33 protein-coding genes and 1 pseudogene are annotated in these 26,815 nt (G+C 61.3%); 1 reads left to right on the top strand and 33 read right to left on the bottom strand.

Annotated features, from left to right (window positions below):
- Nucleotides 1–9 precede the first annotated feature (9 nt).
- The 17 genes from PM04_RS15815 to PM04_RS15895 all read right to left on the bottom strand — a co-directional run bounded on the left by PM04_RS15815 (nt 10) and on the right by PM04_RS15895 (nt 13,906).
- Complete coding sequence (locus PM04_RS15815) at nt 10–570, bottom strand: hypothetical protein (RefSeq protein ID WP_038008666.1); 561 nt, start codon at nt 568–570, stop codon at nt 10–12.
- The gene (locus tag PM04_RS15820) at nt 570–1,157 is read right to left on the bottom strand and encodes a hypothetical protein (protein WP_038008667.1); all 588 of its coding nucleotides are present in this window, start codon (nt 1,155–1,157) and stop codon (nt 570–572) included. The genes PM04_RS15815 and PM04_RS15820 overlap by 1 nt, the downstream gene beginning before the upstream one ends.
- A 1-nt stretch (nt 1,158) precedes the next feature.
- Nucleotides 1,159–3,621, bottom strand: coding sequence for a phage tail tape measure C-terminal domain-containing protein (locus tag PM04_RS15825; RefSeq protein ID WP_038008669.1), 2,463 nt, complete (start codon nt 3,619–3,621; stop codon nt 1,159–1,161).
- A 48-nt stretch (nt 3,622–3,669) separates the two neighbouring features.
- Nucleotides 3,670–3,843 carry a hypothetical protein gene (locus PM04_RS18115; protein ID WP_200880376.1) on the bottom strand — a complete coding sequence of 58 codons (174 nt, stop codon included), beginning with the start codon at nt 3,841–3,843 and terminating at the stop codon, nt 3,670–3,672.
- A gap of 158 nt (nt 3,844–4,001) precedes the next feature.
- Complete coding sequence (locus tag PM04_RS15835) at nt 4,002–4,367, bottom strand: hypothetical protein (RefSeq protein ID WP_038008673.1); 366 nt, start codon at nt 4,365–4,367, stop codon at nt 4,002–4,004.
- Nucleotides 4,367–5,308 (bottom strand): phage tail tube protein, encoded by a 942-nt coding sequence (locus PM04_RS15840; protein WP_038008674.1) that lies wholly within the window; start codon nt 5,306–5,308, stop codon nt 4,367–4,369. Before PM04_RS15840 ends, PM04_RS15835 begins: the two co-directional genes overlap by 1 nt.
- Nucleotides 5,309–5,333: 25 nt before the next feature.
- A complete protein-coding gene (locus PM04_RS15845; protein WP_038008676.1) occupies nt 5,334–5,753 on the bottom strand; it encodes a hypothetical protein in 420 nt (139 codons plus the stop codon).
- Nucleotides 5,754–5,873: 120 nt separating this feature from the next.
- Nucleotides 5,874–6,476 (bottom strand): GFA family protein, encoded by a 603-nt coding sequence (locus PM04_RS18430; RefSeq protein WP_369793325.1) that lies wholly within the window; start codon nt 6,474–6,476, stop codon nt 5,874–5,876.
- Entirely contained in the window at nt 6,424–7,053 is a 630-nt protein-coding gene (locus PM04_RS15855; RefSeq protein WP_038008678.1) for a DUF6441 family protein, read from the bottom strand. The genes PM04_RS18430 and PM04_RS15855 overlap by 53 nt, the downstream gene beginning before the upstream one ends.
- The gene (locus PM04_RS15860; protein WP_038008681.1) at nt 7,050–7,361 is read right to left on the bottom strand and encodes a hypothetical protein; all 312 of its coding nucleotides are present in this window, start codon (nt 7,359–7,361) and stop codon (nt 7,050–7,052) included. Before PM04_RS15860 ends, PM04_RS15855 begins: the two co-directional genes overlap by 4 nt.
- On the bottom strand, nt 7,361–8,374 hold the full coding sequence (locus tag PM04_RS15865) for a major capsid protein (RefSeq protein WP_038008682.1): 1,014 nt from the start codon (nt 8,372–8,374) through the stop codon (nt 7,361–7,363). Before PM04_RS15865 ends, PM04_RS15860 begins: the two co-directional genes overlap by 1 nt.
- Before the next feature lie 24 nt (nt 8,375–8,398).
- Nucleotides 8,399–8,770 carry a head decoration protein gene (locus tag PM04_RS15870; protein ID WP_038008685.1) on the bottom strand — a complete coding sequence of 124 codons (372 nt, stop codon included), beginning with the start codon at nt 8,768–8,770 and terminating at the stop codon, nt 8,399–8,401.
- A 6-nt stretch (nt 8,771–8,776) separates the two neighbouring features.
- Nucleotides 8,777–9,757, bottom strand: a complete 981-nt coding sequence (locus tag PM04_RS17500; protein ID WP_052077315.1) for a head maturation protease, ClpP-related — start codon at nt 9,755–9,757, stop codon at nt 8,777–8,779.
- Nucleotides 9,758–9,761: 4 nt separating this feature from the next.
- Nucleotides 9,762–11,261 carry a phage portal protein gene (locus tag PM04_RS15880; protein WP_038008735.1) on the bottom strand — a complete coding sequence of 500 codons (1,500 nt, stop codon included), beginning with the start codon at nt 11,259–11,261 and terminating at the stop codon, nt 9,762–9,764.
- An 11-nt stretch (nt 11,262–11,272) separates the two neighbouring features.
- The gene (locus tag PM04_RS15885; protein WP_038008738.1) at nt 11,273–11,488 is read right to left on the bottom strand and encodes a phage head-tail joining protein; all 216 of its coding nucleotides are present in this window, start codon (nt 11,486–11,488) and stop codon (nt 11,273–11,275) included.
- Between the two features lie 8 nt (nt 11,489–11,496).
- Complete coding sequence (locus PM04_RS15890) at nt 11,497–13,392, bottom strand: phage terminase large subunit family protein (RefSeq protein WP_235281459.1); 1,896 nt, start codon at nt 13,390–13,392, stop codon at nt 11,497–11,499.
- The gene (locus PM04_RS15895; protein ID WP_038008686.1) at nt 13,331–13,906 is read right to left on the bottom strand and encodes a terminase small subunit, Nu1; all 576 of its coding nucleotides are present in this window, start codon (nt 13,904–13,906) and stop codon (nt 13,331–13,333) included. The genes PM04_RS15890 and PM04_RS15895 overlap by 62 nt, the downstream gene beginning before the upstream one ends.
- 111 nt (nt 13,907–14,017) lie before the next feature.
- Between PM04_RS15895 and PM04_RS15900 the strand changes: the two genes are divergently transcribed.
- Entirely contained in the window at nt 14,018–14,236 is a 219-nt protein-coding gene (locus tag PM04_RS15900; RefSeq protein WP_038008688.1) for a hypothetical protein, read from the top strand.
- Here PM04_RS15900 and PM04_RS15905 read toward each other — a convergent pair.
- The 16 genes and pseudogenes from PM04_RS15905 to PM04_RS15980 form a co-directional block, all read right to left on the bottom strand.
- A complete protein-coding gene (locus PM04_RS15905; protein ID WP_038008692.1) occupies nt 14,233–14,460 on the bottom strand; it encodes a hypothetical protein in 228 nt (75 codons plus the stop codon). The genes PM04_RS15900 and PM04_RS15905 overlap by 4 nt on opposite strands.
- Nucleotides 14,457–15,689, bottom strand: a complete 1,233-nt coding sequence (locus tag PM04_RS15910; protein ID WP_052077317.1) for a DNA modification methylase — start codon at nt 15,687–15,689, stop codon at nt 14,457–14,459. The genes PM04_RS15905 and PM04_RS15910 overlap by 4 nt, the downstream gene beginning before the upstream one ends.
- A gap of 431 nt (nt 15,690–16,120) precedes the next feature.
- Nucleotides 16,121–16,402, bottom strand: a complete 282-nt coding sequence (locus PM04_RS15915; protein WP_038008696.1) for an HU family DNA-binding protein — start codon at nt 16,400–16,402, stop codon at nt 16,121–16,123.
- 78 nt (nt 16,403–16,480) lie between these two features.
- Nucleotides 16,481–16,798: pseudogene (locus PM04_RS18275) on the bottom strand (DUF6362 family protein).
- A gap of 41 nt (nt 16,799–16,839) precedes the next feature.
- Nucleotides 16,840–17,553 carry a hypothetical protein gene (locus PM04_RS17940; protein WP_152600863.1) on the bottom strand — a complete coding sequence of 238 codons (714 nt, stop codon included), beginning with the start codon at nt 17,551–17,553 and terminating at the stop codon, nt 16,840–16,842.
- A gap of 297 nt (nt 17,554–17,850) precedes the next feature.
- Nucleotides 17,851–18,276: a DUF6362 family protein gene (locus PM04_RS15930; RefSeq protein ID WP_038008701.1), complete on the bottom strand. Its 426-nt coding sequence runs from the start codon at nt 18,274–18,276 to the stop codon at nt 17,851–17,853.
- Nucleotides 18,266–18,469, bottom strand: a complete 204-nt coding sequence (locus PM04_RS15935) for a hypothetical protein (RefSeq protein ID WP_038008742.1) — start codon at nt 18,467–18,469, stop codon at nt 18,266–18,268. Before PM04_RS15935 ends, PM04_RS15930 begins: the two co-directional genes overlap by 11 nt.
- A 5-nt stretch (nt 18,470–18,474) precedes the next feature.
- Complete coding sequence (locus PM04_RS15940) at nt 18,475–19,014, bottom strand: crossover junction endodeoxyribonuclease RuvC (protein ID WP_038008702.1); 540 nt, start codon at nt 19,012–19,014, stop codon at nt 18,475–18,477.
- A gap of 108 nt (nt 19,015–19,122) precedes the next feature.
- Nucleotides 19,123–22,065 (bottom strand): toprim domain-containing protein, encoded by a 2,943-nt coding sequence (locus PM04_RS17505; protein ID WP_200880370.1) that lies wholly within the window; start codon nt 22,063–22,065, stop codon nt 19,123–19,125.
- Between the two features lie 12 nt (nt 22,066–22,077).
- The gene (locus tag PM04_RS15950) at nt 22,078–23,361 is read right to left on the bottom strand and encodes an ATP-dependent RecD-like DNA helicase (RefSeq protein ID WP_038008704.1); all 1,284 of its coding nucleotides are present in this window, start codon (nt 23,359–23,361) and stop codon (nt 22,078–22,080) included.
- Entirely contained in the window at nt 23,361–24,131 is a 771-nt protein-coding gene (locus PM04_RS15955; protein WP_038008707.1) for an isoleucyl-tRNA synthetase, read from the bottom strand. The genes PM04_RS15950 and PM04_RS15955 overlap by 1 nt, the downstream gene beginning before the upstream one ends.
- Before the next feature lie 14 nt (nt 24,132–24,145).
- Nucleotides 24,146–24,346 (bottom strand): DUF6511 domain-containing protein, encoded by a 201-nt coding sequence (locus PM04_RS15960; RefSeq protein ID WP_235281461.1) that lies wholly within the window; start codon nt 24,344–24,346, stop codon nt 24,146–24,148.
- Nucleotides 24,347–24,510: 164 nt separating this feature from the next.
- Nucleotides 24,511–24,756, bottom strand: a complete 246-nt coding sequence (locus tag PM04_RS15965) for a hypothetical protein (protein WP_235281463.1) — start codon at nt 24,754–24,756, stop codon at nt 24,511–24,513.
- Nucleotides 24,741–25,469 carry a hypothetical protein gene (locus tag PM04_RS15970; RefSeq protein ID WP_038008709.1) on the bottom strand — a complete coding sequence of 243 codons (729 nt, stop codon included), beginning with the start codon at nt 25,467–25,469 and terminating at the stop codon, nt 24,741–24,743. Before PM04_RS15970 ends, PM04_RS15965 begins: the two co-directional genes overlap by 16 nt.
- Nucleotides 25,470–25,474: 5 nt before the next feature.
- On the bottom strand, nt 25,475–26,323 hold the full coding sequence (locus PM04_RS15975; RefSeq protein ID WP_038008712.1) for an ATP-binding protein: 849 nt from the start codon (nt 26,321–26,323) through the stop codon (nt 25,475–25,477).
- Nucleotides 26,320–26,805 (bottom strand): hypothetical protein, encoded by a 486-nt coding sequence (locus tag PM04_RS15980; RefSeq protein WP_038008714.1) that lies wholly within the window; start codon nt 26,803–26,805, stop codon nt 26,320–26,322. The genes PM04_RS15975 and PM04_RS15980 overlap by 4 nt, the downstream gene beginning before the upstream one ends.
- Nucleotides 26,806–26,815: the final 10 nt, after the last annotated feature.

The following is a 26,815-nucleotide window of genomic DNA, read 5'->3' on the forward strand; positions in this document are numbered from 1 at the left end:
GGGGGAGCATCATCCGCGCCCCCAGGTAATTTCGCGATCCTGGATCGCTGTGACGTACTCAAAACCGAGATCGCCGGAGAACAAGACCTGCTGGCTTTCATGGGTGTAGCGCCAGGTCCGCGCCACGGTGAGATCGATCAGACGGCTCTCATAACTGATAGTGATCGTGCAGGTGTCGGCGTCATCCTTGATTTCTGGCACATCAAGCCGTCCCGAAAAGGCCTGAACCGGATCGGCGATGATGCTGCCATTCTCGGCCAGAAGCCCCAGCCAGATGCGGCCCGGCAGGCCCTGACGCGCTTCATCGATCGCCATCTGCACGAGATCCAGCGGCACGCCGGAAAGCGATACCGCCGTGCCGCCGGCCACGACCTCTCCGGTTTCGTCAATCGCCCCGAGGCCGAGTAGCGACCCAGCCCCAGCCCACGTTTGCCCATTCCAACTCACCTCTCCCAGCCCCGACCAAATACGCACCCAGCCCGTGGTGAACTGGCCCTCGAAGAAGATGACCGGCCTGAGGTTTTGATCAGCCAGCGCGGTTGCAAAAGCGACGGTAAGTTCGCGGCTCATCAAAGGGCCTCCCGGGCTGAGATCGTGAAGCGGTGCTGATCCGCACGGCCGATGACCGAGGGAACCGGGGCCGTCAGGCGCAACAGGACCGACGGGGTCTCAAGGCCGAGGAGCGTGCCGACCGGGATTGAGGCCCGAAGCGGCGGCACGAAGGCGAGCGTTGCCTCACTGCCGAAAGGCGTCACATCCGCCGTCAACTGGTAAAGCCTCGTGGTCGCATCACTGCCCAGCTGGAAGAAGTCACCGGCGCGCAGACCAAGTCCCCATCCCGCCGTGCTCAGGGTGAAGGCTCCCGCAACCTGCGCCTCGGTGACATAGGGATTTCCAGCCGCCAACGGCACCTCGATCGAGGGATCGGGGAAGAGGAACCGGCCGCGCACTCCACCAAGGGCGGTGAAGAAGGCCGAAAGCCTCCGGGCCTTGGCCCCTTGGGTCACCGCCATCTCGATCTGGTATTCCCACCACGACGCACCCCAATCTTGGATCTGCGACGTGCCGGTAAAGGGCGAGCGTGCCTCGGCCACAGACGTGACCAGGCGCCGCTCGAGCGAGGTGACGAGCGTCAACGGCAAGACAGGAATGGCCATTTCAGATTACCTGACCCCGGCGTCGCCCATCGGCCACGCTTTCCTTCGCGATGCGGGCGATTTCCGGGATGGCCGCCCGAAGGCGCGCGTCGATCTGCTCGGCCACGCCCATCTGCGCCCCGCGCGCGTCGATATTGACGGTGACGCCCGCGCCAATGCTGCCGCCTCGGCCATAGTCAGCTGCCTCGCGCCGGTTGAGCACCCGTTCTCCACGTTGCAGGATCGTCGGAACTTCGTCTGGTCGAAGGCCCGCCCAGGAGCCAACCGGCCCCACGGTCCCACCGGAATGCATCCGAGGCGCGCCAGCGAAGGCCATGGCTGGCACCTGCCGAATATGACCTGAGAGCCCCACGATGCCGCCGGCATGCGAGACAGACGCTGCGAGCGACCCGCCGCCGAAGATGCCAGAGAGCGCATTGGCCAGCGGCCCCAGCACCGCGCGCTTGAAGGACAGAACTGCAAGGTCCGCCAGGATCGAGCGCACGAGGCTTTTGAAGTCGAATTTGCCGGTTTCGACAAAACTCCGAAACGCGCTTTCCGCACCCCTGAAGGCGCCGGTCAAGGTTTCGCCAAGCCCTTTGCCCCAGTTCAAGGCCTCTGTGGCATAGGCCTGAAGGGATTCGGACACTGCACGCCACCCGGTGGCGATCCGTTCTCCGGCACTTCCTGCCGCGCCACCGGCACGCCCCATGGCATCCGACAGACGATCTGCAGAGGCCGTGGCCTCATCCAGAGCTGCCGCACCGTCTTCACCGGTCCCCGCCACCGCATCCCGAAGTGCGTTCCAAGATGTCAGTGGGGACATTGCGCCATTGGCAAGATCAGTGGCGATCTGACGGTAGGTATTCGCGGTGGCCAGGGCCTCAGAAGCGGCATCATTGAGGCCAAAGTCGGGGACCGTGATTGGATTGTCCTCAAATGCCCGCCGGAACGCCTCAGCCGCGGCCGTGCCGGCGTCAGCCGCAGATCCCGCAAAGGGGTTTTCCAAATCGCCGAGGCTGATCTCGCCGATCTGACCAAAGGCCGTCTCGATCCCGACAGCCGCGAGCGCATCCCGAATGCTGCCGGTAAAGGCATCGACCCGGCGGATGACGCCGTTCAGCATCGCCTCAATCCCGTCGATCATCCGATTGGCCGCGGCATAGACCATCTCGCCGATCACGCTCGGCAAGCGGCCCCAGATGGCGCGCACGGCCGCAAGCGCCCCCTCGAATGTGTTTGCCGTGGCGTTGCCGAAAGCCACCACGCTTTCAATGGCCGAAGCCATGCCAGCGGCCGCATCCGCCTTGAGGTCGAAGAACATCGCCGTGGCGCGCGCACCCGCCGCGGAGGCGCCCATTCGGATCCGCTCCCAAACCTCGACCGCCACATCCTTTAAAAGCCCCATGGCGTCGCCAAAGCCGCCCGCGCCCTCCATGAGCCGGGTGAACCAGTAGACCAACTCACCCGCGCCCACGATCAACGCGCCAATGCCAGTGCGGATCAGTGCGCCCTTCAGCACAACGAGCGTGGTGGCGAGGCCTCGGACAGAGATCGCCGCGGCGGCCATGGCGGCCACCCAGCGTCCGGCGAGGAAGGTGGCGAAGGTCCCTGCATAGATCGCCAGCCGATCAAGGTTGGCCAATACCGCGTCGAAGGCTCGGCTAATGGGGCTGGTGCTGGACGCAAGGGCGACAAACGCATTGGCCACTGCCTCCAGCGTGGGCGCCAGCGCAACCGCGATCTGGTTGCGCACCCCGGTAAAGACCTGCCCGATGCTGACTAGCGCCAGTTCCGACCGGCGCATCGCCGCGATGGCATCTGCGTCCAGTACCGCGCCCAATGCCTGAGCCTGCGCGCCAAGCCGGGTCATTTCCGAACCACCATTTTGCAGGAGCGGAATGAGCCGCGTGGCATCCGAGGCCATAGCCTCGAGATAGAAGGTCATCTCCTGTTGGCTGACGCCAGCGCGCTCAAGGCTATCGACATAGAGCTGCAGCGCCTCCGGACCCGAGAGCCGGGCGAACTGATCGGCTGTCACGCCCACTCGGGGCGCGATGTTCTCGAAGAAGTCGGCCATGGGCCCGCCGCCTGTTTGCAGGAAATCCCCCACCCGGTCATTCACATCCTGCAGGATCTGCGCGAGCTTCTCCTGCTCGATCCCCACCGTGGCCGAGGCGGCCGACCAGCGCTGGAAGACCTCCGGGCTCGCATTGGCCACCTGGGAGAGCTGGCCGATCTCATTGGCGGCAGCCACTGTCGAGCGGGTCATCGAGCCAACGGCCGCAGCAAGCGCTGTGGCCGCCGCTGTCGCCGCGATCCGCGCGCGCCGCGCAAAGGCGGCCATGCGCGCATTGGCCTGGTCCATCTCTCGGCTGAGACGGCCAAAGCCGCGCAAGCCGGCCTCACCGACACCTTCCAGCTCGGCACGTACCTGACGGCCGCCGGTCGCGGAAAGCCGGACGCTGACACGTTTCTCTGCCATCTCACCATTTCCTTGGTGGGTCACACCTCGTTCCGGATGGAAACGAGGTCAGGTCAGGCCTGATCCGGCCTGCAGGGTTTCGTTGATCTTGCGCACCATCACCGCCTCAATGGGCGGCAGGAGTTCCGCGATGATGAGTGGCGAGAGCCCGAGGGCTGCGCCGAGTTGCAGGGCCGCACCCATGTCCCAGCCGAGGACAGCGCCGCCACTCATGCCGCCCACGACGCGCACCTGTCCGCCTAGGCGCTGAACCAGATCCCAGATCTGCCAGCCCTCGATGGTTCGGGGTTGATGGAGTGTGCGTGGGCATTCTGCGCACACAGAGGGGCATGCGGCGCAGTACTCACCGCCCCCGCCGAACTCCCAGTCGGCGAGAGCGGTCAGGCGTTTTTTTCCGCGTCCAGAATGAGGGCACCTGCGATGTATTTTGCCTGGAAAGCCTCGAAGATCGGCCAAAGTTCAAGCAGGGCATCGATGCCCTCTGGCGTCAGAGGCAGCAGTTTGCCGTCCTCGTCCCCAACGCCCTCCCAGTCTTTTACAACGATGCGCGCCACGGCCTTTGCGACGATCCGGGCGAGATCGTCGTTGGAATGGGCCGCTTCGCCCTCAACCGCCGCCGCGGCGATAATCGTCGGATCGCTCCGTGCTGCCAACATGATGGCGGTGGTCAGCGGCTCCACCAGCAGCCGCACGCCATGGCCGAGGTCGAGCCACCGGGGTTCGGTGGAGAGGTTCAAGCGCAGCATCAGTAAACCTCGCGGTCGTTGGTCAGGGTGACGGTGCACATACGACCCACAACGGGATCGCTGGCCGCCTGCCAGTCGAAGGTGGCCTGCACGCCTTGTGGGCCGGAGATCTCGATCCGGGGTCGGGGGAGATAGACGGCATGCGCGGTGACGGTCAGGTTCGCGCCCGTCGGCAGTGTGTAGGAGAACTCCAACTCGCAGGCCTCGCCGTTGATCGCCTGGGTCACGAGCGTCTGGTCAGCAAAGCGCACGACGACATTGCCGGTAAGCGCCGCGATAGACGGGTCTGCTCCGTCGATCTTGCCGTCGGCCCGGATCGTCTCAATACGGTCGAGATTGTTGGCATAGGTAAGGTCGGCAGAGACAACGTTACCGATGTTGGCGCCGTTCCGCGTGATGGCCCCATTGAAATGTCCGAAGCGTTTCAGCGCGATACCGGCAGGCGTTCCAGTGGACGTACTCGCGGCGATTTCCTCGCCTTGTGCAACAACGCTTGCGGTGGCCGTCAGCAACCCAGAGCGCGCCATTTGCCAGTTGAGACTGTCCACCATACAGCCAGAATACATCGCAAAGCGCGGCACCTCCGGCATGCCCGTTTCAATCGAGAAACTCGGCAGCGACCAGTTTCCGGAGCGGAATTCGTGGCTGTAAGGTACCTCGGTGCCCGTGGTTACGGGCGCGCCAAAAGCAGCCTTCAGCCAGAAGCCGAAGGCCTCGGCATCGATCGGGATCACCACATCCCCATCCGCCGTCACCGCATCCTTGATCGGGGCCTGCGGATCACGGCCATAGCCTAAGAGTTCTGAGGTCTGCAGCGGCTGCTCTGCCCCTAGCGTCGTGCTTGCAAAAGGCATCTTGGTAAAGCCGCTCACGGGCGGCGTGCCATAGGTCGTCTCGAACGCAAGCGCCATTTGCGCCCGCGCTCCTTGGGCTCGTGCCATGTTTCAACTCCTCAGATGTTTGGGGTCAGCTGAGCGGGTCAGCCGTTGAATAGTGCAGCACCACCGGGATCACGGCCGCCTTCAGGCTCGCCGCGCCCTCAACAGGCAGATCGACAGGCTGCGGCGCTTCCGCCTCAATCCAATCGCAAAGGCCACCGAGCGTTCGGTCGTCAGCGAGCGCTTTCCCAATACTGGCGGACAGCGTGTCGAAGGCCGCGTCGCGGGCGGCGCCTTGCACGACCGCCTCGATCTCAGCGCGATGCTGGTAATGGTAAGCGAGCGGCGACATGGTCACCTCGGGTTCCCCCGGATCACCGTCGCGCAGGATCAGTAGGCCATCGGCAGGCACGCGTTCGGGCAGCACCTCGCCACGCAGGGCGGTTGCGGGCGACGACGAAAGCCGCGCGTACAGCGCGGCGAGTATGGTTTCGCGAAAGGTGGGCATGGGTGTTTGCTATCGTGCAGGTGCGGAGAAGGTCCATTTCGAAACCAAGCTCTGGATGCTGCGCCCTGCGCGAATGTCAGCTGACGACTGATGTCGACAAAAACAGCGACATTGGCAAAATCAGGCAGGCATTCCATCTGCTTTCGGGAGATTGGGGTCCATCTTATCCCACGGCTGTGCGCTGTTAACGTAAATGTCACGACTTGGCGCGTACCAGCTCGGATCATCCAGGCTCCCTGCGAACAGGATCATAGCCCCCTCACTTGCCTTGTTGATCAGGAACAGCGGTGACCCACAGTCAGAACAAAAGCCGCGAAGCATCGCATGGCCGCGATCTGCTCGGCGCTCGAACCACTTTGGGTCCCCTTTTTCGAGCTTGAAATCTGCCTGTTTCACCAGGACAGCCGGAAAATATGCACTTCCAGTAGCCTGCTGGCAATCACGGCAATGGCAATTCCCCATGTATCGGGCAATACCTTCGGACCTGTATCGGATTGCTCCGCACGCGCAGCCACCGGTGAACTGTTCTGGCAACACAAGTATTCCTCCCTCGTGTATCTTAGGAAGGAGAACCAATTTCGCAACACCATTAAGGTCCTGCGAGGCTGTGTTGGGAGAGCGCTCCTTGGACCATTGGGAGCCAAGGGCAGGTTTGTCCGCATAGCCGATGTCACAACCTTCCCCCCAGCCAGTCCGCCACGATCCGCCCCGGCAAGCTGTCATGCGCGCGCTCTGCGTCGCGCGCCAAATCGAGCCGTTTCGCCAGCTTCACCTGCGGCACCAGAAGGAAGATCGGCACCGTGGCCCGTCCGCGCCCGGTCTTCGAGCGCGATACCACGCCGAGCCCGCGGTTGTTCAACCGCCCATCGGCGACGAGCAGGCTTGTCCCCCGGTGTCGATACACAAACCGCAACCTCAGACCACGTCGCCGTTCCCATTCGCCTGGGGTGATCCTGCCACCGCGCAGGCCACGACCGGCAGCAGGCGTGGGGATCGCTAGCCAGAACCCATCCTTGGACCGGATCAATAGTCCAGTGTCATGAGCGCCAACAATGACCGGCGCCTTCGACCAAACAAGCGCTGCTGCTTTCAGGCTTTCGCCAGATTTGGGATAGGTCTGGCTCCGGATCGAGTTCGCAAGCCGTCTCCCCAGACCCGCATGCGTGATCTGCCCGCGCCAAGCGGACTTCAGATCCGTGCCAGCTTCGCGCATCGCGGCGCTGACGGCCTTTTCGCCCGCCTTGATCTCGGCTGCCATCACGGCAACGAGGTCCGGTGTGATGTCGAGGCCAAGCTTCATGCAGGGGTCAGCTCAATCGTCCAGATCAGCCGCTCACGGTCACGCTGCGGTTCGCCCTGGATCAGGAAGGTTTCCTCGCCGATCAGGATCTGCTCCTGAGGCCGAGGGTCTGGGATATCCGCCACCCGAACATCGATCCGGGTGGTGTCCGAAAGAAGCCGCGCCGCACCAAACTCGGTGATCTCGTCAGGGCGGCGCAGAATGCCGCGGGCGCGCGTGAACTGCCCTTCGCTGTCCCGATGCCAAATCTCGACCGAGAGATTGGCATCGAGGAACAAGACATCAAGAGCATTAGCAAAGGCGCTCATCAGGTCCGCTTGGCCGAGCGCAGCACCTGCGGGCGGGTGCAGATCGGCAGCGGGTTGCTTTCGATCTCGAGGCGCACCCATTCGTCACGGTCACGATCCGGGATCATCCGCGCATAGAGCGGCAGGCCGAGAGTGTTCACCGTCTCGAACGTGTCGGCCGGGGCGTAGTAGATCTCGAAGAGCCCCTCGACCCCCTCGGGATAGAAATACGCCTTGTCAGTCGGCACGCCGAAGCCAAGCCCGCCCCGATAGCGACGGAAGGTGATGCCGCCGAAGCTGACCTCTTCCCCCACGCGGCCGCGCAGATCTGCCGCGGCAGCGGTGTTGAGATAGGTCTCGCGCACCTCCTTGTGGGCAACCAGATCGGCGAAAAATGCCGAGCCGCATTCGGCACGCAACTGCACCTGACCAGCGGCCAAGCCGCCCAGACTGTCCTCGACACTCTCAATCATCGCCTGGCAGCGTTTGCGCAGAGCGCCCGAGGCGGGGGTTGCATTGTCGAGATCGAAGTCGACCTCCGCGGCCGGTGTGATGCCGAACTCGGTGAAGTAGTTGATCACCGTGGCCCCGTCCTTGGGGTCCTTCACCACGCCTTGGATGCCGTTGAAGAGGTGGAATTCAAACGTGGCTTCAGCGTCATTCCGAAGCCGCGCCATCTTGCGGGCCACCTCAGTTTGCACCTGCTGCACCGCCGTTTCCGATCTGAATTCGCGGATGCCTTGGATCTCGGCGGCCCAGAGCACGTCCTGTTTCTTGAACTGGCGGCAGACGAAGGCTCGCATGTCACGCCGTTCCGGCACCTGCTGCTCATATGCCGAGCCGCGTTCCGAGAACGGGATCAGCGACAGCGTGCCATCGCGGCTTTCGATCATGACGGTGCGTTGGCGCACGCCGCGCGACCCAAAAAGGCCAGAGCCAGACAGGATCGCCGGTTTGAAGGGGATGTTTTCCAGAGCTCGGGTGAGCTCGATGATGCTGAAGGCGTCGCCCTCGAAGATGTCCATGGTTGCCATGGGGATGTCCTTTCTCTCTCAGGCTCAGCGCAGGATGATGCCGATTGTGGCAAGCGCCGTGGTGGCCGCGGTGATCTGCGCCTCGGTCGCGCCCTCGGGCCAGACGATCTCATGCTGGTTCACAAGCGTGGGGCCGCGCAGGATCACGACGCCAGGCGCATCGGCATCCGTGGCATCGACTGCGGCCCAGAGAATGCCGGCGGCATTCTGGCTGCCATTTGAAGCACCCGGGGTCAGCACGGTGTATTTTCCGCCCGTGGTGATCTTGCCGAGCACAGTGCCGGGCGAGAGCTTTCCAGCGCCAGAAGCGATGGTAACGGTTTCGCGGGTGTAATCGCGCAGGACTTCCCAGACGAGGAAGCCGCCCGCGTGTTTGCCTTCAGTGAGCGTCGTCATGATGCGTTAGCCTTTCGTCTTGAAGGTTCGGGCGATCACATCGCCCCAGGATTGGGTGGTGGCCGCACGCCCGGGCTGGGCATGGGAGGCGGTGATGTCGCGGGTGGCTTCGGCCTTGGCCGAAAGAAGTCGATTGCGGACCTCGTCGAGACCCACATCTTCTTCGAGGAAGCGGCCTGCCATCTGCGGCTGGCCTGCAAGGCGACAGAGATCGATCACGGCACGTGCATGGGCGATTGCCTCGGCGCGGACCATCGCGGCGGCCGCCATTGTGGCTTCACTTTCGGCCTCGGTTTGCGCTTCCGCAGTCGATTGTTCGGGGTCAGGCTGGGTGTTGGCGTCTGCAACACCCTCGGACTGTGGCTCCTGGGCCGCAGGCTCGTCTGGTTCACTTGCCGCTTCCACCACTTCCGGCGGCGCGTTGCGGAAGCGCGCCACATCAAAGGAGGCGGCAAGTTTCACGGGCTCGGCAATGCGGTCGATAAAGCCAAGATCAAGCGCTTCCTTGGCATCGAGCCAGGTCTCTGCCGCCATCAGGGTGGCGATTTCGTCGTCGGCTTTGCCTGATTTCGCGGCATAGCCCTGGATCAGGCTGCCCTTCACCTTGTCGAGCGCCTCGGCCGTGGCGCGCATGTCTTCGGCCGTGCCCATAACCAAGCCGCTGGGATCATGGATCATCAGGAAGGCGTTTTCCGGCATGACGACCGTGTCACCTGCCATGGCGATGTAGCTCGCCGCTGAGGCTGCAATACCATCGATCCAAACGGTGATGTCGCCCGCGTGCCGCTTCAGTGCGTTGTAGATGGCAACGGCGTCAAAGACCGATCCGCCGGGACTGTTGAGGCGCAGATCGATGGCGGCATCGTCAGGCAATGCACCCAACTCTGCCAGAAAGCCTTTCGCCGTTACGCCGTAAGCGCCGATTTCATCATAGATCAGCACTTCCGCGCCCGACGCGCGGGCACGGATTGTGTACCAGGATTTCATGGGGTTACTCCTGCTGCGGTGTCGTGGACGACCCGCTGCCGTCCTCGTTGGGGGTATTCGGGTCTGGGAGACCCGTTGGTGTGGCGCGCGCGCCCTGCGTCTCGCCGGGGCTAGCGCGATAGGTCAGACCCAAGTCTGCCGCGCGTTTCGCGTCAGAGGCATTCTCGCGATCGACCTCTTCGATGTCATATCCCGTGGCCTCGACCACCTTGCGCCGAGACGTCAGCCCCGCCTCCATCGCAAGAACCTGCGCCTGGATGTCTTTGAGCGGATCGACCCAATCCCAACGCGGCGGGATCCATTGCACAGGTCGCGCGACAACCGGATCAGCATCCAGCGCGCCCGAGAGCACAGCCGTCTCCAGCCAGCGCCGCCAGATGGGGCGGCAAAGCTGATGGGCCATGACCCCATGCTGCAACTGGCCTATACGCCGCCGGAACTCGACCAGTTCGGCCCGCAAGCTCGAATAGTTCGCCTGCCGAACGTCGCCGGTGACCAGATGATAGGGCAGCCCCAGAGAGGCCGAAACCGCGAGCAGCGTGCGGTACTGGAACGCCTCATAGCCCCCGCCGACATCGGCTGGGCTCGAGAACTTCACATCCTCGCCTGGCAGCAGAACCTGCATGGTGCCGGGTTCAAGGCTGGCGATGGCGGCCCCATCGAGATCGGCCGCCCCTTCACCCATCATCGGGTCTTCCGGTGCGGTCTTGGTGATAAACCCCGCGAACATCGCCGCGGTCTTTTTGCGGTCGAGTTCCGCGTCGTCATATTGGTCCAGAAGGAACAGCCGGACCATGGCAGGCGCCACATGCGGGAGGCCCCGGATCTGGCCCGCATCAATCGGTCGGTAGATGTGCAGCACCTCTTCGGCAGGAACGCGCACCGTGTCGGGCACCGCGACGCGTTGATCCGTGCTGTCACCCGGGTGCCTGCGGCGGAAGTGATAAGCCACCCGCCGCCCGATCAGGTCGAATTCGATCCCACAGCGGATACGGTTTCCGTTCGGGTCTGTCTCGATCTTCTCAAACGGCAGCATTTCTGATTGCAGAAGCTGCAATTGCAACGGCACCATCAGCCCGTCCTCCGCTCGGCGGGGACGCAGGCGCACGAAACATTCGCCCGCCACGAACATCTCGCGGGCGACCATGGCCTGCAGGCCGTAGAAATCCGTCAGCCCATCGGCATCCGCCTCATCGGTCCAGGCGAGCCAAAGCTGCTGGATCTGATCACGCAGATCGGCGTCCGTGATGAGAGACGATGGTTTAAGCCCGTCGCCGACCAGATTTGCCGCAAATGCCTCGCAGGCATTGGCCGCGTAACCATTGGTCACTACCATTTCCCGCGAGCGCGCCAACAGCCGCGGGCCACCGGAGGCGACCAGCGCGTTGATGTTTTCCAAGGGCGGGTTCCAGCCCCGGAGCCGTCGCTTGGCCATAGCCCCTTCCAGCCGTGCGCGCATGGCCTCAGAGCCACCTGGCTTGGGCCGGCGGAACAAGTCGAACATCCCCATTTCTGTCAGAGCCCCTTGGTCGTCGTCACGCGTACCTGCCGCACGATCCGCCGCCCCTCAGCCGCCGCAATTTCACGGTCTAGGGCCTCAATGGCGCGGTCGATCTCGGCCACGCTGCGGTAATCCACGGTTTTGCCGTCATAGCTGACCCGCGCGACGCCTGAGGCGCGCTGCGAAGTCAGGGCCTCCCGGCGGAGTTTCAGTGTCGTCAGATCCGCCATGCCCAAACTCATCCCATGTATGTTGAACGCGCAACGCGGCGCCCCTGTGCCTTGCGTACAGATTGTGTGCCACCGGCAGAGGTGGCGCCCTTGGCATCAGCGACCACAAACTGCGCCGCCAATTCTTCCCACCGAGCGTCCGACCAGCGGTCGGCACCGAGGATCCAAGCGGCGGCGCGTGCATAAACCCGGCAATCAAGCGCCTCATTGCGTTCCCGCAGCTTCTGCCACTCAAGTTTGGCGAACCCGCGCTTGTTCTTGACCGTGACCAGCTGCTCCGCTGTTAATTGCTTCAGCCATTCGGCATCGACCCAGCCCGGCAGATGGAGAAAGCCGGGAGGAAACTTTTCTCCATCTGCCGGACTGGTGACTTCCGGCGGATCGAGCCGCAGGAAGCGATATGTCTCGGCCTTGAAGGTCGATGTTGCGATCGACCAAAGCCGCGCCCCGCGGCGCAGACGCTTGCCGCCGATAGTAGCATCGACAAAAGTCGGACCCGTCACCGGGCTGGCACGGTTGAAGCCCTCAAGGCCCTTGATCGGTGCCACTTGGCCAAAGCCCGCCTGACGTGCCCAGGCATAGACAGCGGCCGTTTCATAACCTGTGTCGATCGCCAAACGTGCAATGGTCATCGGGGTGCCGCTTACGTGCTGCCATGTCTGGCCAAGCAAGTCGGACAACTTCTGCCAACAAGCCTGATCGCCCGGTCCGCCGTCAATGACGATGTGATCAATCAGCCAGCTTTGCAAGTCGTGCCCCCAAGCCCAGACATCAACCTCAATCCGGTCCTTCTGCACGTCGGCGCCCGCAGTCAGGAACAGCCCACCCGCAGGCACCGTGCCAGCGCGCCAATCTTCCTTCAGACCCTGCAGCCGCTGCCAGTCCGGCGCCTCGCCGCTTTCCATCCAGGTCTCGCCGAGCGAGGTGTTGACGAAGGTCTTCATCGTCTCATCCCCACCAGCGCGCGCAGACAGAAACGCCTTGGCCATCGCCTCAAGCCGCACCCAAGGCGAGTAGATCTCGTTCAGGTGAAAGCCTGCCGTGCCCGCAAAGGGCTGATCTGCAATCCAGCGTCCCTTTGAGATGGCAGCCCAACGGGTTTCATCTTTCCACGCGGCATCGCATTCGGCGCAGTGGTAGCGGGCCGTATCGGGCGAATGGTGTCCTTCTTCTGTCTTGTCCCAGCGGACTTGGCTCCAGATCAGCAGCTGTTCTGATCCGCAGTCGGGGCAGGGGACCCAGAACCGTCGCTGGTCGCTTTCCTCAAACGCCGCCTCAATCCGGCTCGCGCCTTTGTTTGTTGGCGTTGAGACCAGCACAATCTTGCGATTCCAGAACGTCACCGTTCGTTTTCTTGCAAGGTTGACCGGATCGCCCTCGGCGCCTGCGCTGAATGGGTAGCGATCAACTTCGTCACAGAGCAGCAGCCGGATCGGCCGGCTCGCGAGCCCTGAGGGTGCGTTGGCGCCGACAATGGTCAGATGCCCACCCGGAAACCGTTTGTGCAGGATCTTGTTGTTGCCGTCCCGCGACTTGGGGTTTGCTATCTTATTCTGCAAACACGGCGTATCCCGCGCCATCGGCGAGAAGCGGTCCTTCGACCAGGTTTCCGCGTCACGCTCCGTCGGCATCACTACCATGATTGGGGCCGGGTCATGGTCAATATGATAGCCGACCATATTCAAGATCGACTCCGATTTCCCAATTTGACTGCTCGACATGATCACAACGGTTTCTGCGGCCGGATCCGAGATCGCATCCATGATACCCCGCTGGTATTCCGCGCGGCACGTGCGCCACTGACCCGGCTCGGCGCTGGCCTCAGAGCTCAGCCGACGGTTCTTATCCGCCCAATCGCTGATCGTCAGATCCGGCGGTGGCTTTAGAACCGACAGGGCCTTCACCACCGTCCGCTGCAGGATCGGCGATCCCCTCAATCTCAGGGTCAGTTTCGAATTCAATGTCTGGCTCTGCGAGATCATCGAGCACCTCGCGGATCGCCGTGCGGATCAAGTTACGGGTCTCTCCGACGGTGGATTGGTCAACAATCTGTGGCGCCAACCGGTCCGGCAGGGCGAGAATCCGAGTTCTCAGAAGGGTGAGCACTGCAATCCAAGCGCCCTCAATTTCATCTGCTGCGATCAATGATCGGCGTTTTTCTTCGGCCTCCATTTCGGCGAGATCCGCCCGGGCTCGGACAAACCGCGCCCGTTCGGCCGCATAATCAGGCGCACCGGCCTGCGCCTTAATTGCTTGATCGCGCAGGTAATGGACATAGCCACGGACCGACCCGATCAAAGCATACTGTCCGCGGTCTGCCTTGGGGATCACTCCCTCCCGGCTCAGCTGCTGCACCCGTCGCTCGGTCAGGTCAAGAAGCTTGGCTATGACGCCAATAGGTTGGGTTGCAGTGGACATAAGCAGACCTCAAACGGCTGTTAACCATATGTAATTAAGCCGAATTTACTGGATAAAAATACCCATCAGAGCGAAGCTGATCCGGCAAATAACACTCGGAAAAAAATCCTCATGGATACCACCAACATTCGGCTCCCCATCCGAAACCTGCCAGAGCAGTTTGATCGCAGCCGCATCTGCCTCGTTCTTGACGAAATCGACAGAGCGCTGATGGACGATGGGGGCGTTTACGGCAGAACATTTGCCGACAGCTTCACCATCACGGTTGAGGTCCCGACCCATCAATTGATGGATACGGCCAACTGTTTAAAAGGTCTCGGTCTGATCTAAAGGTTCTGCTCGGCAACTCGGAGAGCCTCGAAGAGCCGTCGTAGCACGAACGAGCGAAACAGGCTGACGATCGTGAATATACCACCCATCGCGAGATTTTCTCCGATCGTTGTTCGGAGCCCAAAAATCGGGAAGATCAGGATCTGCGTCCCAACCGCAACGCCGTAGCCGACGATCACATTGGTGATCGCTTCAATCAGTGACATGAGGCGAGACTGTTTCATGCGGCCTCGCGCTCAGCCTTCAGCGCATCGAAAGTGATATCGCTACCTTCAAGCACCGCCTGCTGACCGGTGAACCGCTGCCACCGCTCGACCGCGACATCTACATAGACCGGATTCAGCTCGATACCGTAGCACACGCGCCCCGTTGTCTCAGCCGCGATCAGCGTGGTGCCTGATCCCATGAACGGCTCGTAGACAGCCTGGCCAGGGCTGGAGTTGTTAAGGATCGGGCGGCGCATGCATTCGACAGGCTTTTGCGTCCCGTGCACCGTCTTGGCATCCTGATCCTTGCTTGGGATTTGCCACAGTGTTGTCTGTTTGCGATCGCCCGCCCAATGGCCTTTTCCAGTTTTCTTAACAGCATACCACGCGGGCTCATGCTGCCAGTGGTAGTCGCCGCGGCTCAGCACAAGCCGCTCTTTTGCCCAGATGATCTGCGATCGGATATTGAAGCCCGCAGCCTCTAGGCTTTCGGCAACTTCTGCTGCATGCAGCGCACCGTGCCAAACGTAGACGACGTCGCCGGGGAACAAGGCCCAGGCCTCGCGCCAATCCGCGCGGTCGTCATTCAGCACCTTGCCAGTGCGCTTGGTCTTGGCAGCACCCGCATGGTTCCGCCAGCCCGGATCATATTCCACCCCGTAGGGTGGATCTGTCACCATCAGCAGTGGTTTCACCGTTCCAAGTAGCCGCTCGATATCGGTGGCCACCGTGCTGTCACCGCAGAGCAGCCTGTGATTGCCAAGGATCCAGAGATCGCCAGGGCGGCTGATCGGGTCCTCCGGAGTATCGGGAATGTCGTCCTCACCCTCCTGCGGGCTAGTGCCGTCTTCAAGACTGTTCATCAGGGCCTTCAACTCGTCGTCAGTGAAGCCTGTCAGGCCTAAGTCAAACTTTGCATCCAGCAAATCCGCCAGTTCGAGGTTCAGAAGGTCCTTGTCCCACTCGGCGTTTTCACTGGAGCGGTTATCCATGATCCGGAAGGCCCGCGCCTGAGACGCTGTCAACCCTTTGGCCACATGCACCGGCGCGGACTTGAAGCCGAGCTTGCGAGCTGCTTCCAGCCGCGTGTGCCCCGCCAACACCACCATCGCCTCGTCGACAACGATGGGCTGTCGCCAGCCAAACTCCTGGATCGAGGCCGCGACCGTGGCGATGGCCTCAGCGTTGTTCCGCGGGTTGCGCGCATAGGGAATGATCTGCTCAAGCGGCAGGTCTAAAACGTCCATGATCATATCCTTGGGATCGGTGAGGCGCGCAACGGATCTAGTGCGAGAAAGCGAAATGGGGTCGGCATGCCATTTCGGTTCAGAGCGGGGCAGGGGCCGCTCAACCCCCTTGTTTCATTGGGTCAGTGCGCAAACCGAAACGAAACGGGTATTTTACAGGGTGTCACTAGGAAAGCGCAGCACCTTGCTCCCCCGTATACGGTTGCAAACAGAAGGGACCCGTTCAATTTCAATGCGTTACACAGTGTAACATTTTGAGCGGAGACAGTTTTGCGGGAATTCGGATACCATTTGCGCTGTCTCAAAGCACTTAAATCCAAAAACAAAAACGGGGAGAGACGTCTATGCGACGCACTCTCCCCATCTTATACTTCGTGTAGCATGATCTTGTTGCAGCTGTCGAAAACAAAAGTGTTGCAACACGTTTGGGCTTACGCAAAGTTTAAGCGCCTGTGCAGCCCTCTGCCTGTCTTGAAGAATGGCACTGACTTCGCTTCGATATAAACAATCTCACCGGTACTTGGGTTGCGACGTCGGCCACCTTGCCGGTGACGGACACTAAATGTACCAAACCCGCGCAGCTCGACACGATCGCCCCGTTCAAGGCCCTCGCTGATCGTCTCAATAATTTTGGAGACGACTTTTTGTGCGTCAACGTCTTTCAAGTGAGGGTTTTCTGCCGCAATCCTCGCAACTAATTCGCTTTTGATCATCATTCCCCCTTTTGCGCCGGTCGCCTTGCGTTTTGGACATACGGGCAGGCAATATGAAACCTGCCCGATTGGTTTATGTCAATCAGCATTCAGCCGTGCCGCAATTTTCGTCAACGCGATCTTATGCTTACGCCATGCCGTGGTACGGTCACATCCCAAGTCCCAGCAGATCTGTTTCCAAGGCGTGCGACCGGCACGCGACCAGATCAACTTGCGTTCGGCCTCATCGATCCACAGCATCCAATCAAACGTTTACTCTAGACGGGTGATGGCTGAGGCGGAAGGCCAGACCCGCATGGGCTCTGCCTCCATGGCGGCGATTTCCTTTTTAGATCGTGCAAAGTCCGGCCAAGCGTTGAAATAGCCGCGCGCCTTCACCGGAGGCAGCTTTCGCAGGGTCCAGGAGTTTTTTCAAGCAGACCGGTCTGTGGGGTTGATTATTCAGCAGGTTTAGCCGCGACCCCGTCGTTCCATTTCATCCAAACGTACGGATGCATTTCATCGGGACTGAGAAATGTCCGGACAGAAAAGATCGGAGCTTTGGGGTCTTGTTCAAAGGCGAACCATTCAGGGTCAGGCCTTGAGACATCAATGCTTCCTGCCCAAACGCCACAGTAGCTCGATCGTATGAATTCGTCTTCATTGTGCGTAATGGTCACATCACGCGCCAGTTCCTTGAGAATATGGTTCGCCTCTTGATCGATCAGCTCAAGAAAGCCTGGGCCAATTTCACAATCGCTTCGTTCAATCAGCCGTTCAATCGCATGATAATTCAAGCTGATCCTTGCAATGTGCAGACTACGTTTCGTACGCGTGCTTTCAGCAAAGACGGCAGAATATAAGAGCACATCTTCTGCAAAAAGCTCCTGTTCTTCATGCTGGGTCTGCATTGCGACGACTTCTCGGTACACGGCTCGGACGGCCCCAGATGATGAATATGAACCAGTAATAACGCCTGGCATTTTCTTGATCTGCTTGGCCAATCGTATACGGGCTTTAAGACTGGGGCGGATCTCCCTAATTTTTAACATAATATCGCGAACATTGGCCGGTTTTTTGCGCGCGACTGATACAGCCTCGCGAGCATAACCGCGCTTAAATGACAGGCGACGTGCTGCCTCGGTAGTTGATAATATGTCTTTAGAGGTCACGGCGTCACCTCCAGAGTTTCAGCTTTCCCCAATCGATTTTTCGCACTCATCATAAGCTTGGTCAACGTCACTAGTTGTCTCAAGCGTGTCAAATGCACCAAAACGAAGAGGATATCAGGCTACTTATGTTGCCTCGCTATAACCAAGGACATTTCTCCCACGCGCACAACTTCGAGCATATCCTTTTTTTAGCCTCTCAATCGAGATCTGTCACAGCTTGCGGTGTCTCACCGAAAAGTGTCTCACGCGAACGAAAGAGGTTGACAGGGTGGCCGTATTTACCGCCGCCCCGATCACTCAAGCGGTCCGCTGAATAACGAACTGCATCGACCGTTTGCGCGGGACGGTTCTGCCGTTCAATTTCCAAACGATCACGGCCAAACCATACTCATATCGCCGGTTCGCCGTGGCCCTGCTGACCCCATGCGCCCAGCAGATCCCCTTCCAGGCCTTGCGGTTGGCGCGGGCCCAGAGGATCTGGCCGATGTCCTTGTCCACCCAGCGTAGCCACAGCATCGCCTCGTCGGCCTGCGTGATCATCCGCGGCGATGGCAGCGGCTTTTTCATCCGCGGCTCCTGCTCGACCTGATCGGCGAATGTTGAGACGTATTCCGGCCAAGAGCTGACGTAACCCTGTGGGCGGACCGGCGGCATGGAGCGCATCACGTCTGCAGCTAGATCCAGCCGGTCCGCCACCATTGCCCGTGTCCATTCATCGGCCATGGCGCACCTCCCTCACTGCTGGCAGCTTGCCATAAAGTTTCTCGCCCAGCTGGCGAACCAGTTCACGTTCCGGCCACGTGAGCCGATGATCGTCGAGCGAGACCGCAAGCATGTGCTGCTCATGCCAGCCATCGCGCTTGACTTGATCAGGGTCACGGCGATTGCCGCCATAACCCTTGGGAGTGAAGCGCATACCCATCAGGCCAGCCCTCCCCGCGTCTCAATCGCCCAGAGCAAGATCGCGATAGCGTCTGCCTCGTTGTCGTCAGCCGGGCTGAAACCGCGCTTGCGGGCGGCATCGATCATGGCCTGTTTGTTCGCATTGCCGTGGCCGGTGGCGTTGCGCTTGATCGTGCCCAGCGGCACCCCCTGATACGGCACGCCACGCAACTCCGCCCAGCTGGTGAGAACCGCCAACAGCCCGCCGTAGACGTGAGCCGCGTCAGTTCCCGCATGGCGGCGGACTTCCTCGAACCAGATCGTAGCAATCGGGCCTGACAATCTGTCGAGTTCTGTCAGCCAGTTGGTGAAGCGCAGATAGCGCATGCCACCCCCATCGTAGCGACCTGGCTTAAAGCTAGCCGTGCCGCTGGTGATCAGGCCGTCATAGCCACGAATGGCCCAGCCGGTAGTGGTCCCAAGATCGAGGGCAAGGATCGTGCGTTGGCCCTGTGCATGCTGCAGGGGCGTTTTCGGGGTTGCGCTGAGATTGACGTCAGCGAGAGTCGTTTCAGCCATGAGTGATCTCCTTTTCTAGTTGGCTGCTCGGGTGGAAGACGACGGCGGTCATGTGCTTGGAGGTACCGGCCGCCGTCGTCGGATGGATAGGTTGATGGCTTAGGCGGCTCATGGGTCGAGCTCCTTTAGCCAATCGGGGCATGGGGACCTCGGGGGACCTTCATTTTGAGGTCCCCCCAGAGGTCCCCCTCCATAAGGCTCTGTTTTTTCATAGTTTTGGGGACCTGGGGGACCTGGGGGACCTTTTTCCAGCTCCTCCTTATCGTGCGCGTGTGCGCGCATGCGCATGTGTGAAGGGGTCGGAATAGGTCCCCCAGGTCCCCCAAGTCCCCCTCGGCCAATGTTTTCAACAGGTTGGCTAGGGGTACCTCCATTTTCGAGGTCCCCCTTTGAGGACAGAGGTCCCCCAACCTCAGGTTGATTTGCCATTTTTGATGGCGTCTGAGGCTCACAAAACTCGAGTTGCCACCGAGTTGTCTTGTGCGAAATGCCAGCTTTGCGAACGCGAACCGCGCGTGTTTCCAGCCGGAATACCCGATCCCGCATGCGCGAAATCGATATCCCAAAGGCTGTTTTCTGGGCACGCTCTGTCCCACCGCTCATTGGCGGTGCCGGGTCACAGAATGTCGCAACATCGAACAAGTCTGCGGCCCCAACAGGCGCTGTCCCGAACCTGTCCCACCAGGCGGCGATGAAGGCGCTCCAGCCCGCCCCCTCGCTATCGGAGTCGGCCATCATGTCCTCGAGGTTTCCAAGGAAGCCCGGGATGCCAACCGTCTCCAGAACGCCACCAATCACCTGCGCCCAGTTCTCATAGGAGCCGATGGTCTTTGTGCCACGCGGCTTGCCAACGGCGATCCACGCCTGACACAGTGTCAAGCAGGCCGCCACGATGCGTGCACGGTTGGCGCGGATCCAGACCATGAGATCAGGGTGGCGGAACCCACCGCGCTGCCAGGGGCGCTCGACATTCGCATCGAGCCGTATGCGCACTAGGCGGCGGGCCATTTCGTTGGAAAATTCGGGGTTGTTGCCGGTCGCGATCCAGAGGCAGCGGATCGGCAGCCGGGTCATTTCCGAGACCCCGAGCACGCGGTCTTCCCAAAAAGGTGCTGTGAGGGCTGCGGCCACGGCAGAGCTGTCAAGCTTGGCACGCAGGTTGTCGATCAGGATCATCGAGGGGATCTGGCGAAGCTTGGCGGTAACGCGCTTGCGCCACTCCTCGTCATCGCGGCCCTCCGTCATGACGCTGGCCCCTGTGCCGGTCAGGATCGTGGCGACAGCGTCAACCATCAGCGTCGCGCCAGTGCCAGGTGTGGGCTTCTCAATCAGGTGCAGCGGCGTGGGTCCGTCTATCATAGCGCGCAGAAAGCCCAGAAGCAGCAACGACACGACATGGGCGCGTTCTGCTTCACCGGTGAATGGGAAGTCGCCAAAGAGGTCGTCGCAGATCAGCTCGCGCGCTGCCGCAATATCCGCCTCTGTCGGACGCTTAGGGACATCCGGCACGGTGAAGCCTGGTGCTGGCACATAGAGCAGCCGGGCATCAGGGTGGTAGCCGGGATCTGTGATCAACGTGCCACTACGGCCGAAGACAGGCGTGTTCACGATGCCTGTGAGCACCGGCAGCGCGGGGTCCGGCGTTGCGAGCACGGATTTGACCGTGGCCAATGGCGGCGGCGCGGGCAACAATTCTCCCTTGGCGTTTTCGCGGACCCATCGGGCGAGGCGTGCCAGCATGTGGCGCAAGCGCTCTTCATTAAGGATGGTGGCGACGGGTCGGCCTTCATCATCCGGCACCACCCAGGTCGGCTGCCCAGCGAAGCGGAAGACCCAGGGCGTGCGGTTCGAGGCCATGACGAGGCTCCAGACCTGCGAGACCGCACGGCTCAGATCGCCCTCATCGGCGCGCAGGACGGGGATGTCTCCGCTGCTTCCCTGATAATTGAGCGGCCGGTGCTGGCCAATTTGCAGCACAGCGTCGGCATCAACCTCCTGTTCCGTTGCCTCGATCAAACACACCACGGCCGACGAACCGGCCCGAAGCAGCATGTCGTTAAAGTCCTCACCCTCCACGGGCGGTAGCGCGATGGCGACATCCCGGCCTTGGGCGCGCAGCCGTCGAGCGCTGGCCTCAGCGGCACGCAATCCCGCACCGGATGCATCGTGATCGGCCAAGATCAGCACGCGCTGCCCCGCTGGCGGCAGTTCCAACTGTTCAAGCCCCGAGGTGGAGAGCGTCGCCCAGACCGGGAGGTCGGGGCAGGCCGTCATGACCGCAAGACCGGTTTCGATGCCTTCGCAAAGCGCAACCCGCCCATCTTTGCCAATCGGCGCGAGGCGCACGGCCCCGCCTGCGATGCGTCCCATCATCATCTTTGGCTTGGACACGTCCGCCTTGCGCACCTCGTCCGCGTCCTGAACAAGGTAAGTACGGTGCAACCCGATCACGTCACCGCTGCGATCTCGCACTTGCCCAAGAAGTGCTGCAAAGCCGGTCTTGGTTTCCCAATGGGTCAGATCGTCATGGAACAGCAGGTCGCTGTCCATCGGCAATGCCAAGCCACGCCCTTGCAGATATTGTGCCGCAGGCGTCTGCGCGATCGGCACCGCGTGGGACAGAATATGGGTGATATCCTGCGCTGCGTCCCGTTTTGGCGCTGGTTTGGATATGGGTGCTTGACGAGCGGGCGCCCCCGGGAGAACGCCAGCCGTGTCTGCTGCTTCGACGATAAGTTCACGCCCGGTCAGACCCGTGGCCGCTTCAATGGCACTGATCGGCCCGCCACCCTCATTGCCGTCAAAGTCAATCCAGTCTCCGGCATGCAGCCCGCGCAGGGTGATGACGCAGGAGCCGGTGTTGCGCGGCGCATCACCGCGAATATTAGCCAACCGCCACTCATCGCCGACGCGCTTGCCGTTCGGGAACAGCTGCGGAACCCAAGTCTCGGCCGTCTCGCGCAGACGCTGTACAATCAGGTCCAGGTCATAGCGATCTGCCTGTGGCCGCAACGGTATGGCATCGTTGAAATCAATCATGGTGGCTGTCATGTTTGGCCTCCTTCAGGCAAGGATCAGGAGGCCGCGCTCGGCTCGGGTAATGGATGTGTAGAGCCACTGGTTGCGCACCTCGGCAGAGTGACCAAAGCCGTCATCCACAACGACCACGGTGGGGTATTGGCTTCCTTGCGCCTTGTGGCAGGTTATGGCGTAGCCCCAGCTGCTCTCGATGAGACCACGGCGCGTTGCCCATTCATGGCGATTACGGTTCGGGTCGAAGACGACGTGGTCATCGTATTCACCGCGCCAGAAATCCTGCGCACCGCCAATCGCAACACCGTCTTCGGTCTTGATCACGGCGCGGAATGCGCGCGGATTATGCGGATGTGGCCGCACTTCGCTGAGCGTCATGAACATGCCGTTGATCAGACCCAGATCGTGGCGATTGCGCAGGCAGATGATCTTTTCGCCTGTACCGGTGGGATAATCGGCGGAAAAGCCTGCAGCAGATTTCATAGCTGTGTTGAGCCTGCGCCGCGTCGCGTTCCTCCCGCAGATCACCTGACCACCGTGGAGAAGCTGCGCCGGTGCTACGTCATGGCGTGACATTTTCCAGACATTGTCATCGAAGGCGCCAAAGGGAATGGACTCGCCACGGCGTGCCATAGTTGCCAGCCTCAGAATGGGGCTATTTGCCGCCTGACGATGGATTTCCGTCAGCATGACGTCTGGCTCACCTTTGACAAAGAACCCCTCGTCTTTGACCGGCGGCAATTGCCCCGGATCCCCCAGCACCAGGATCGGCTTGCCAAAGACCAACAGGTCCTCTGCCATCTTCTTGCCGACCATCGACACCTCGTCGAGCACAAGCAGATCTGCGTCACGCAGGTCGGATTGCGGGTTCAGCACGAATTGTGGCTCATGGATGCGGTCGAGCCTGAGTTTCAGCTGCGCAATCTGCGCTTGGGCAAAGGCCCGTTCGCTCGACCCCATCCGGGGGAGGTCGCGCTCAAGCGCTGCCAGTTCCTCGCTCACACGCGCGATTTCTTCGGGCGAGGCTTCAGAATTGCGATAAATCAGGCTGTGAATGGTTTGCGCAGATGTGCCATTGCGCGTCATGACCAGAACAGCCTTGCCAGTGAAGGCGGCAAAGAGCACGCCACCCAAGCCCCCAGGCGTCATGGGCTCAAGGCCGAGGGCCTCAATAGCGAGGTTTGTGATTGTGGTTTTTCCAGTACCGGCATACCCGAACATGCGCAGGACCTGCTGCAGATGGCGGCGATTGAGATACCAGTCCCGGATTTCAGCGATGGCTTTCGATTGAGACGCGGTAATCGTGATGCTCATCACTGCTCCTCCTGCCAGCATCGTGCTGCGAAGGGGCAGAACCGGCAGAGGAAGAAATCGGCATGGGCGGCAACGCGCGGCAGCAAATCACCTGCATCTGCAGCGCGCAGAACGTCCACCGCCTTGTCCGAGAGCGCCTGCGCGGCAGCGGCGTCAAGCGGCACATGCTCATGATAAAGTTCGCAGGTATCCTTGTTCAGCGCGGTAAAGATCGCCGCTTCCAGGCCCATATAGGCCATGTAGATCTGTAGCTGTCCGTAATAGACGGGCTTGGAAGCCCGCACGCCCTTCTTGGCCGTGTCATTCCAGCTTGATGCCTTCAGTGCCTTGTTTTCCCAAAGCACCGGCCAGGAAATTTCAACGTTGGGGCCACCAACGATGATCCCATCAACATGGCCACGGATGCGCCCGCCTGCTGTCTCGAAGCCGAATTGGCCGCCATCGCGCTTTTCCGTCCGCAGATCGAACCCGGCCGCCCGCAACCAGCGGATCGCCAGTTCCTCAAATATGTGACCCGCCTCGAAGATGCGCAGCGTGCGCCCCTCGAAATCCTTGCCCGGATCAACTGGCGTTTTGGTGAATTCATACACCAGGCGCCGCGCGCAGGGTTCGCCGATCCGGCTGGCACCGAGATAGTCGCGCGCGCGCTGCGTGTCGCGCTCGGCGACAAGTGCTGCGTCGATGCGCCCGTTGATCCGAGAGCCAAGCGGCGCGGTTTCATTGCCACTGCGTCCGTAGACAAACCCAGAATTGTGGTTGAGATCGATCATGTTCAAATCCCTCCCTAAAAAGGCACGTCGCCAGCATCGGACTGGCGTTGCATGGATGCTTGGAACCCGTCCACGCAGGCTTCGATCAGGCGGTCGATGTCCTCGGCCGGGCGATCAAAGAAGGCCGGCATCAAGCCTATCTCCGTCAGCGCCTCGGCGAGATCGCGACGCGCCTCGCGGATTGCGCGCGTTTCCATGTCAGTCTTGTCGATCATTCCAAAATTCCTCCGAGCGATGGCGCTGCCCACCGTGAGGCAGGCCATCGAACAAAATCGGTGATGGGGATGGCGGTCCCATTTCAGCAGGTGGCAGTAGCCGAAGCCCCTGGCTTGCCGGCCGCAGAGCGCGCAGGGCACGCGCCGGCCAAGCTCACCGCGGCTCACCCCATAAGCAGAAGGTCGAGTGCTGCGCGTTCCTTTGGCTCGGGCGCTTGTGTTCGCCGCTCCGAGGCCAGAACAATGAACCGGCTGATCGCGTTCGACGCCATGCATTCGAGGTCCTTTCGCGTGAGGCTGGCGATGGGGCGGTCGAGCCGTCCCCGCGCTTCCAACCAACGCCCCATTGCAAGGGCCGATTCCGTGGTGACATGCGCTTGCCATTCATCCGGGCTCATGGGTTGAGCCACGCCGGGCCACCTGCAGTTTTGGCTGTGTCAGCAGGTTCTGCGGTTTGACCACCGGGTTGACCTGACCCAGACGACCATGCGGATGTGGCGCTGGCTGAAGCCGGCTGTGATTGCCCCCAGGCAGGTGCCGCTGACACCGGCGCAGCTGCTGCCGGGCGTGGACGGTTCGAGGGCTGCGCCGAGACCATCTCACATGCCATCACTTTCTGCCATTCAGGCGCTGTGGGCAGGACCACATGTTCGAGCTTGTTGGCGTCCTTGTAAGCCGGGTTCCGGTTTGGCTCGATCTGGATCTTGGCGACAAAGGTGATGCCATCGAGATCGGCGAGGCCGCGCAACACACGCTTGGCCTTCGCAGCATCGCTCATGTCCTCGGGGTTTAGCCCCAACGCGCTATCGATCATCGCCCGAAACTGGCTTTTGGCGATTTTCCAACCGATTGATTGGCCTTGCTCGTCAAGCTTGCCGCCCTGCACTGTGAAATTTTGCCAAAACTTGCGCCGGGCAAACGGGCCCTCGGCCACGGTGAACTCGGCATCGACCATCAGCACATCGCTGCCCGGCTGGTTGGAGGGTTTCAGCAGCCCGCGATCCACCTCGCTCGTGCCGTCAGTGCCGCCTTTGCGGATAGACATAGTCACCTTGGCAAAGGTGCCGTCCGGGATTAGGTCACCAGATTGCTGTGGCGCGACATCATTCATATCAAAGCTCATGAGGATTATCCTTTCTGGATGTGGTTGATTTTGGTGAGCAGCGCGCCGAGGTCGGCGGGCTCGCTCAGGTCGAGACGGCCTGAGCGGTCCTTGGCCGGCAGGCCCCAAGGATTGCCAGAACGACACACGAGACGCCGGACTTCCCCCTTGTCGGGATCGTGGCGCCATGTGGTGGTGCCGTCCGGGCCGGTGTCGGGGCTGAAGAGGCCGAGCGTCATCACCTGATCGACGATGCCGGGCAGCTCTCGTGCCACCTTGCCGCCTTCCATCTGAGGCTGGAACGTCACCCGGTTCATGTCGTCGACGACCTTCTCGAGGATGCCAACAAAGATCACCGTTTTCCCCGGCGCGTGTTGAAGATGCTTCAGCAAGCCAATGACCTCGCGCGCCAGCAGTCCATAAGCGCCGCGGGTGTCTGGCTTGCCAGTCCGTTCCGACAGCGCCTCGGGCCGGGTCTTGGCCCAGGCCATAGCCTGTCGCGTCAGATCGGTGATGCTATCGACAAACACGATGCTCTTTGCGTCGAGCCGTGCAGCCAACTCGGGATGTTGCCCACGCAAATGGTTGTAATGGGCCTCTGAGAAATGCTCATCAGGCTGCGCTGCCGGGTTGGCACCACCAATCAGGCACGCAATATCCACGGCATCAGCGAAGCGGCGGATAGGCAAGCTGTCGCCGCGCCAATTCTGGACTGACTTGAGACCCGCCTCAAAGTCGAGGCAGACAGTCCTGTCCTCTGGCATGGTGGTCAGTAAGGTTGTTTTGCCGCCACCACTTTGACCGAATATTGCAAGAGTGGTTTTGCCCTTTGCCTCGGCGAGACGTTCATCGGCTGAGAGAATGCGGAGGGTCATGCCGCGTCTCCCTTAATAAGGGAGACCTTCAGCGTGCCCACCTTCACCGTACGGGCGGGCTCAAACCCCTTCCGCCAGGCTTCCGGCAGCGCACCGTATTTGCGCTCCGAGACGGTCAGCTTGGTGTCGATGAACTCAGCCGCGTTCTCGCCACTATCGGCGATGTTGGCTGCAATCTGCGCCAGTTTTGCCTGATCCCAGTCGACGCGCTTGGGCAGATCAGCCACCACGGTGTAATCGCCATCGGCCAGTCGAACTGTTCCGGTGTCTTTGGCGCAGGCGCGGCGGGCCTCAGCGGCGCGGGTGGCGTAGCGCACATCCAGAGCGGTGCTGAACCGCGCCGTGGCGGCCTTCAGCTGCGTGGTTGCGTGCGCCAGTTCAGCCTGCAAGCCCGCCAGTAATTCGACCGGCATCTGCGCTAGCTCGCCGGTGGGCATGTTCAGCATGTCGTTCACGCTCGGGGTGTTTTCAGGGTAAGTCATTAGGTCTCCT

Source organism: Thalassobacter sp. 16PALIMAR09 (assembly GCF_000765485.1).
GTDB lineage: Bacteria > Pseudomonadota > Alphaproteobacteria > Rhodobacterales > Rhodobacteraceae > Thalassobacter > Thalassobacter stenotrophicus.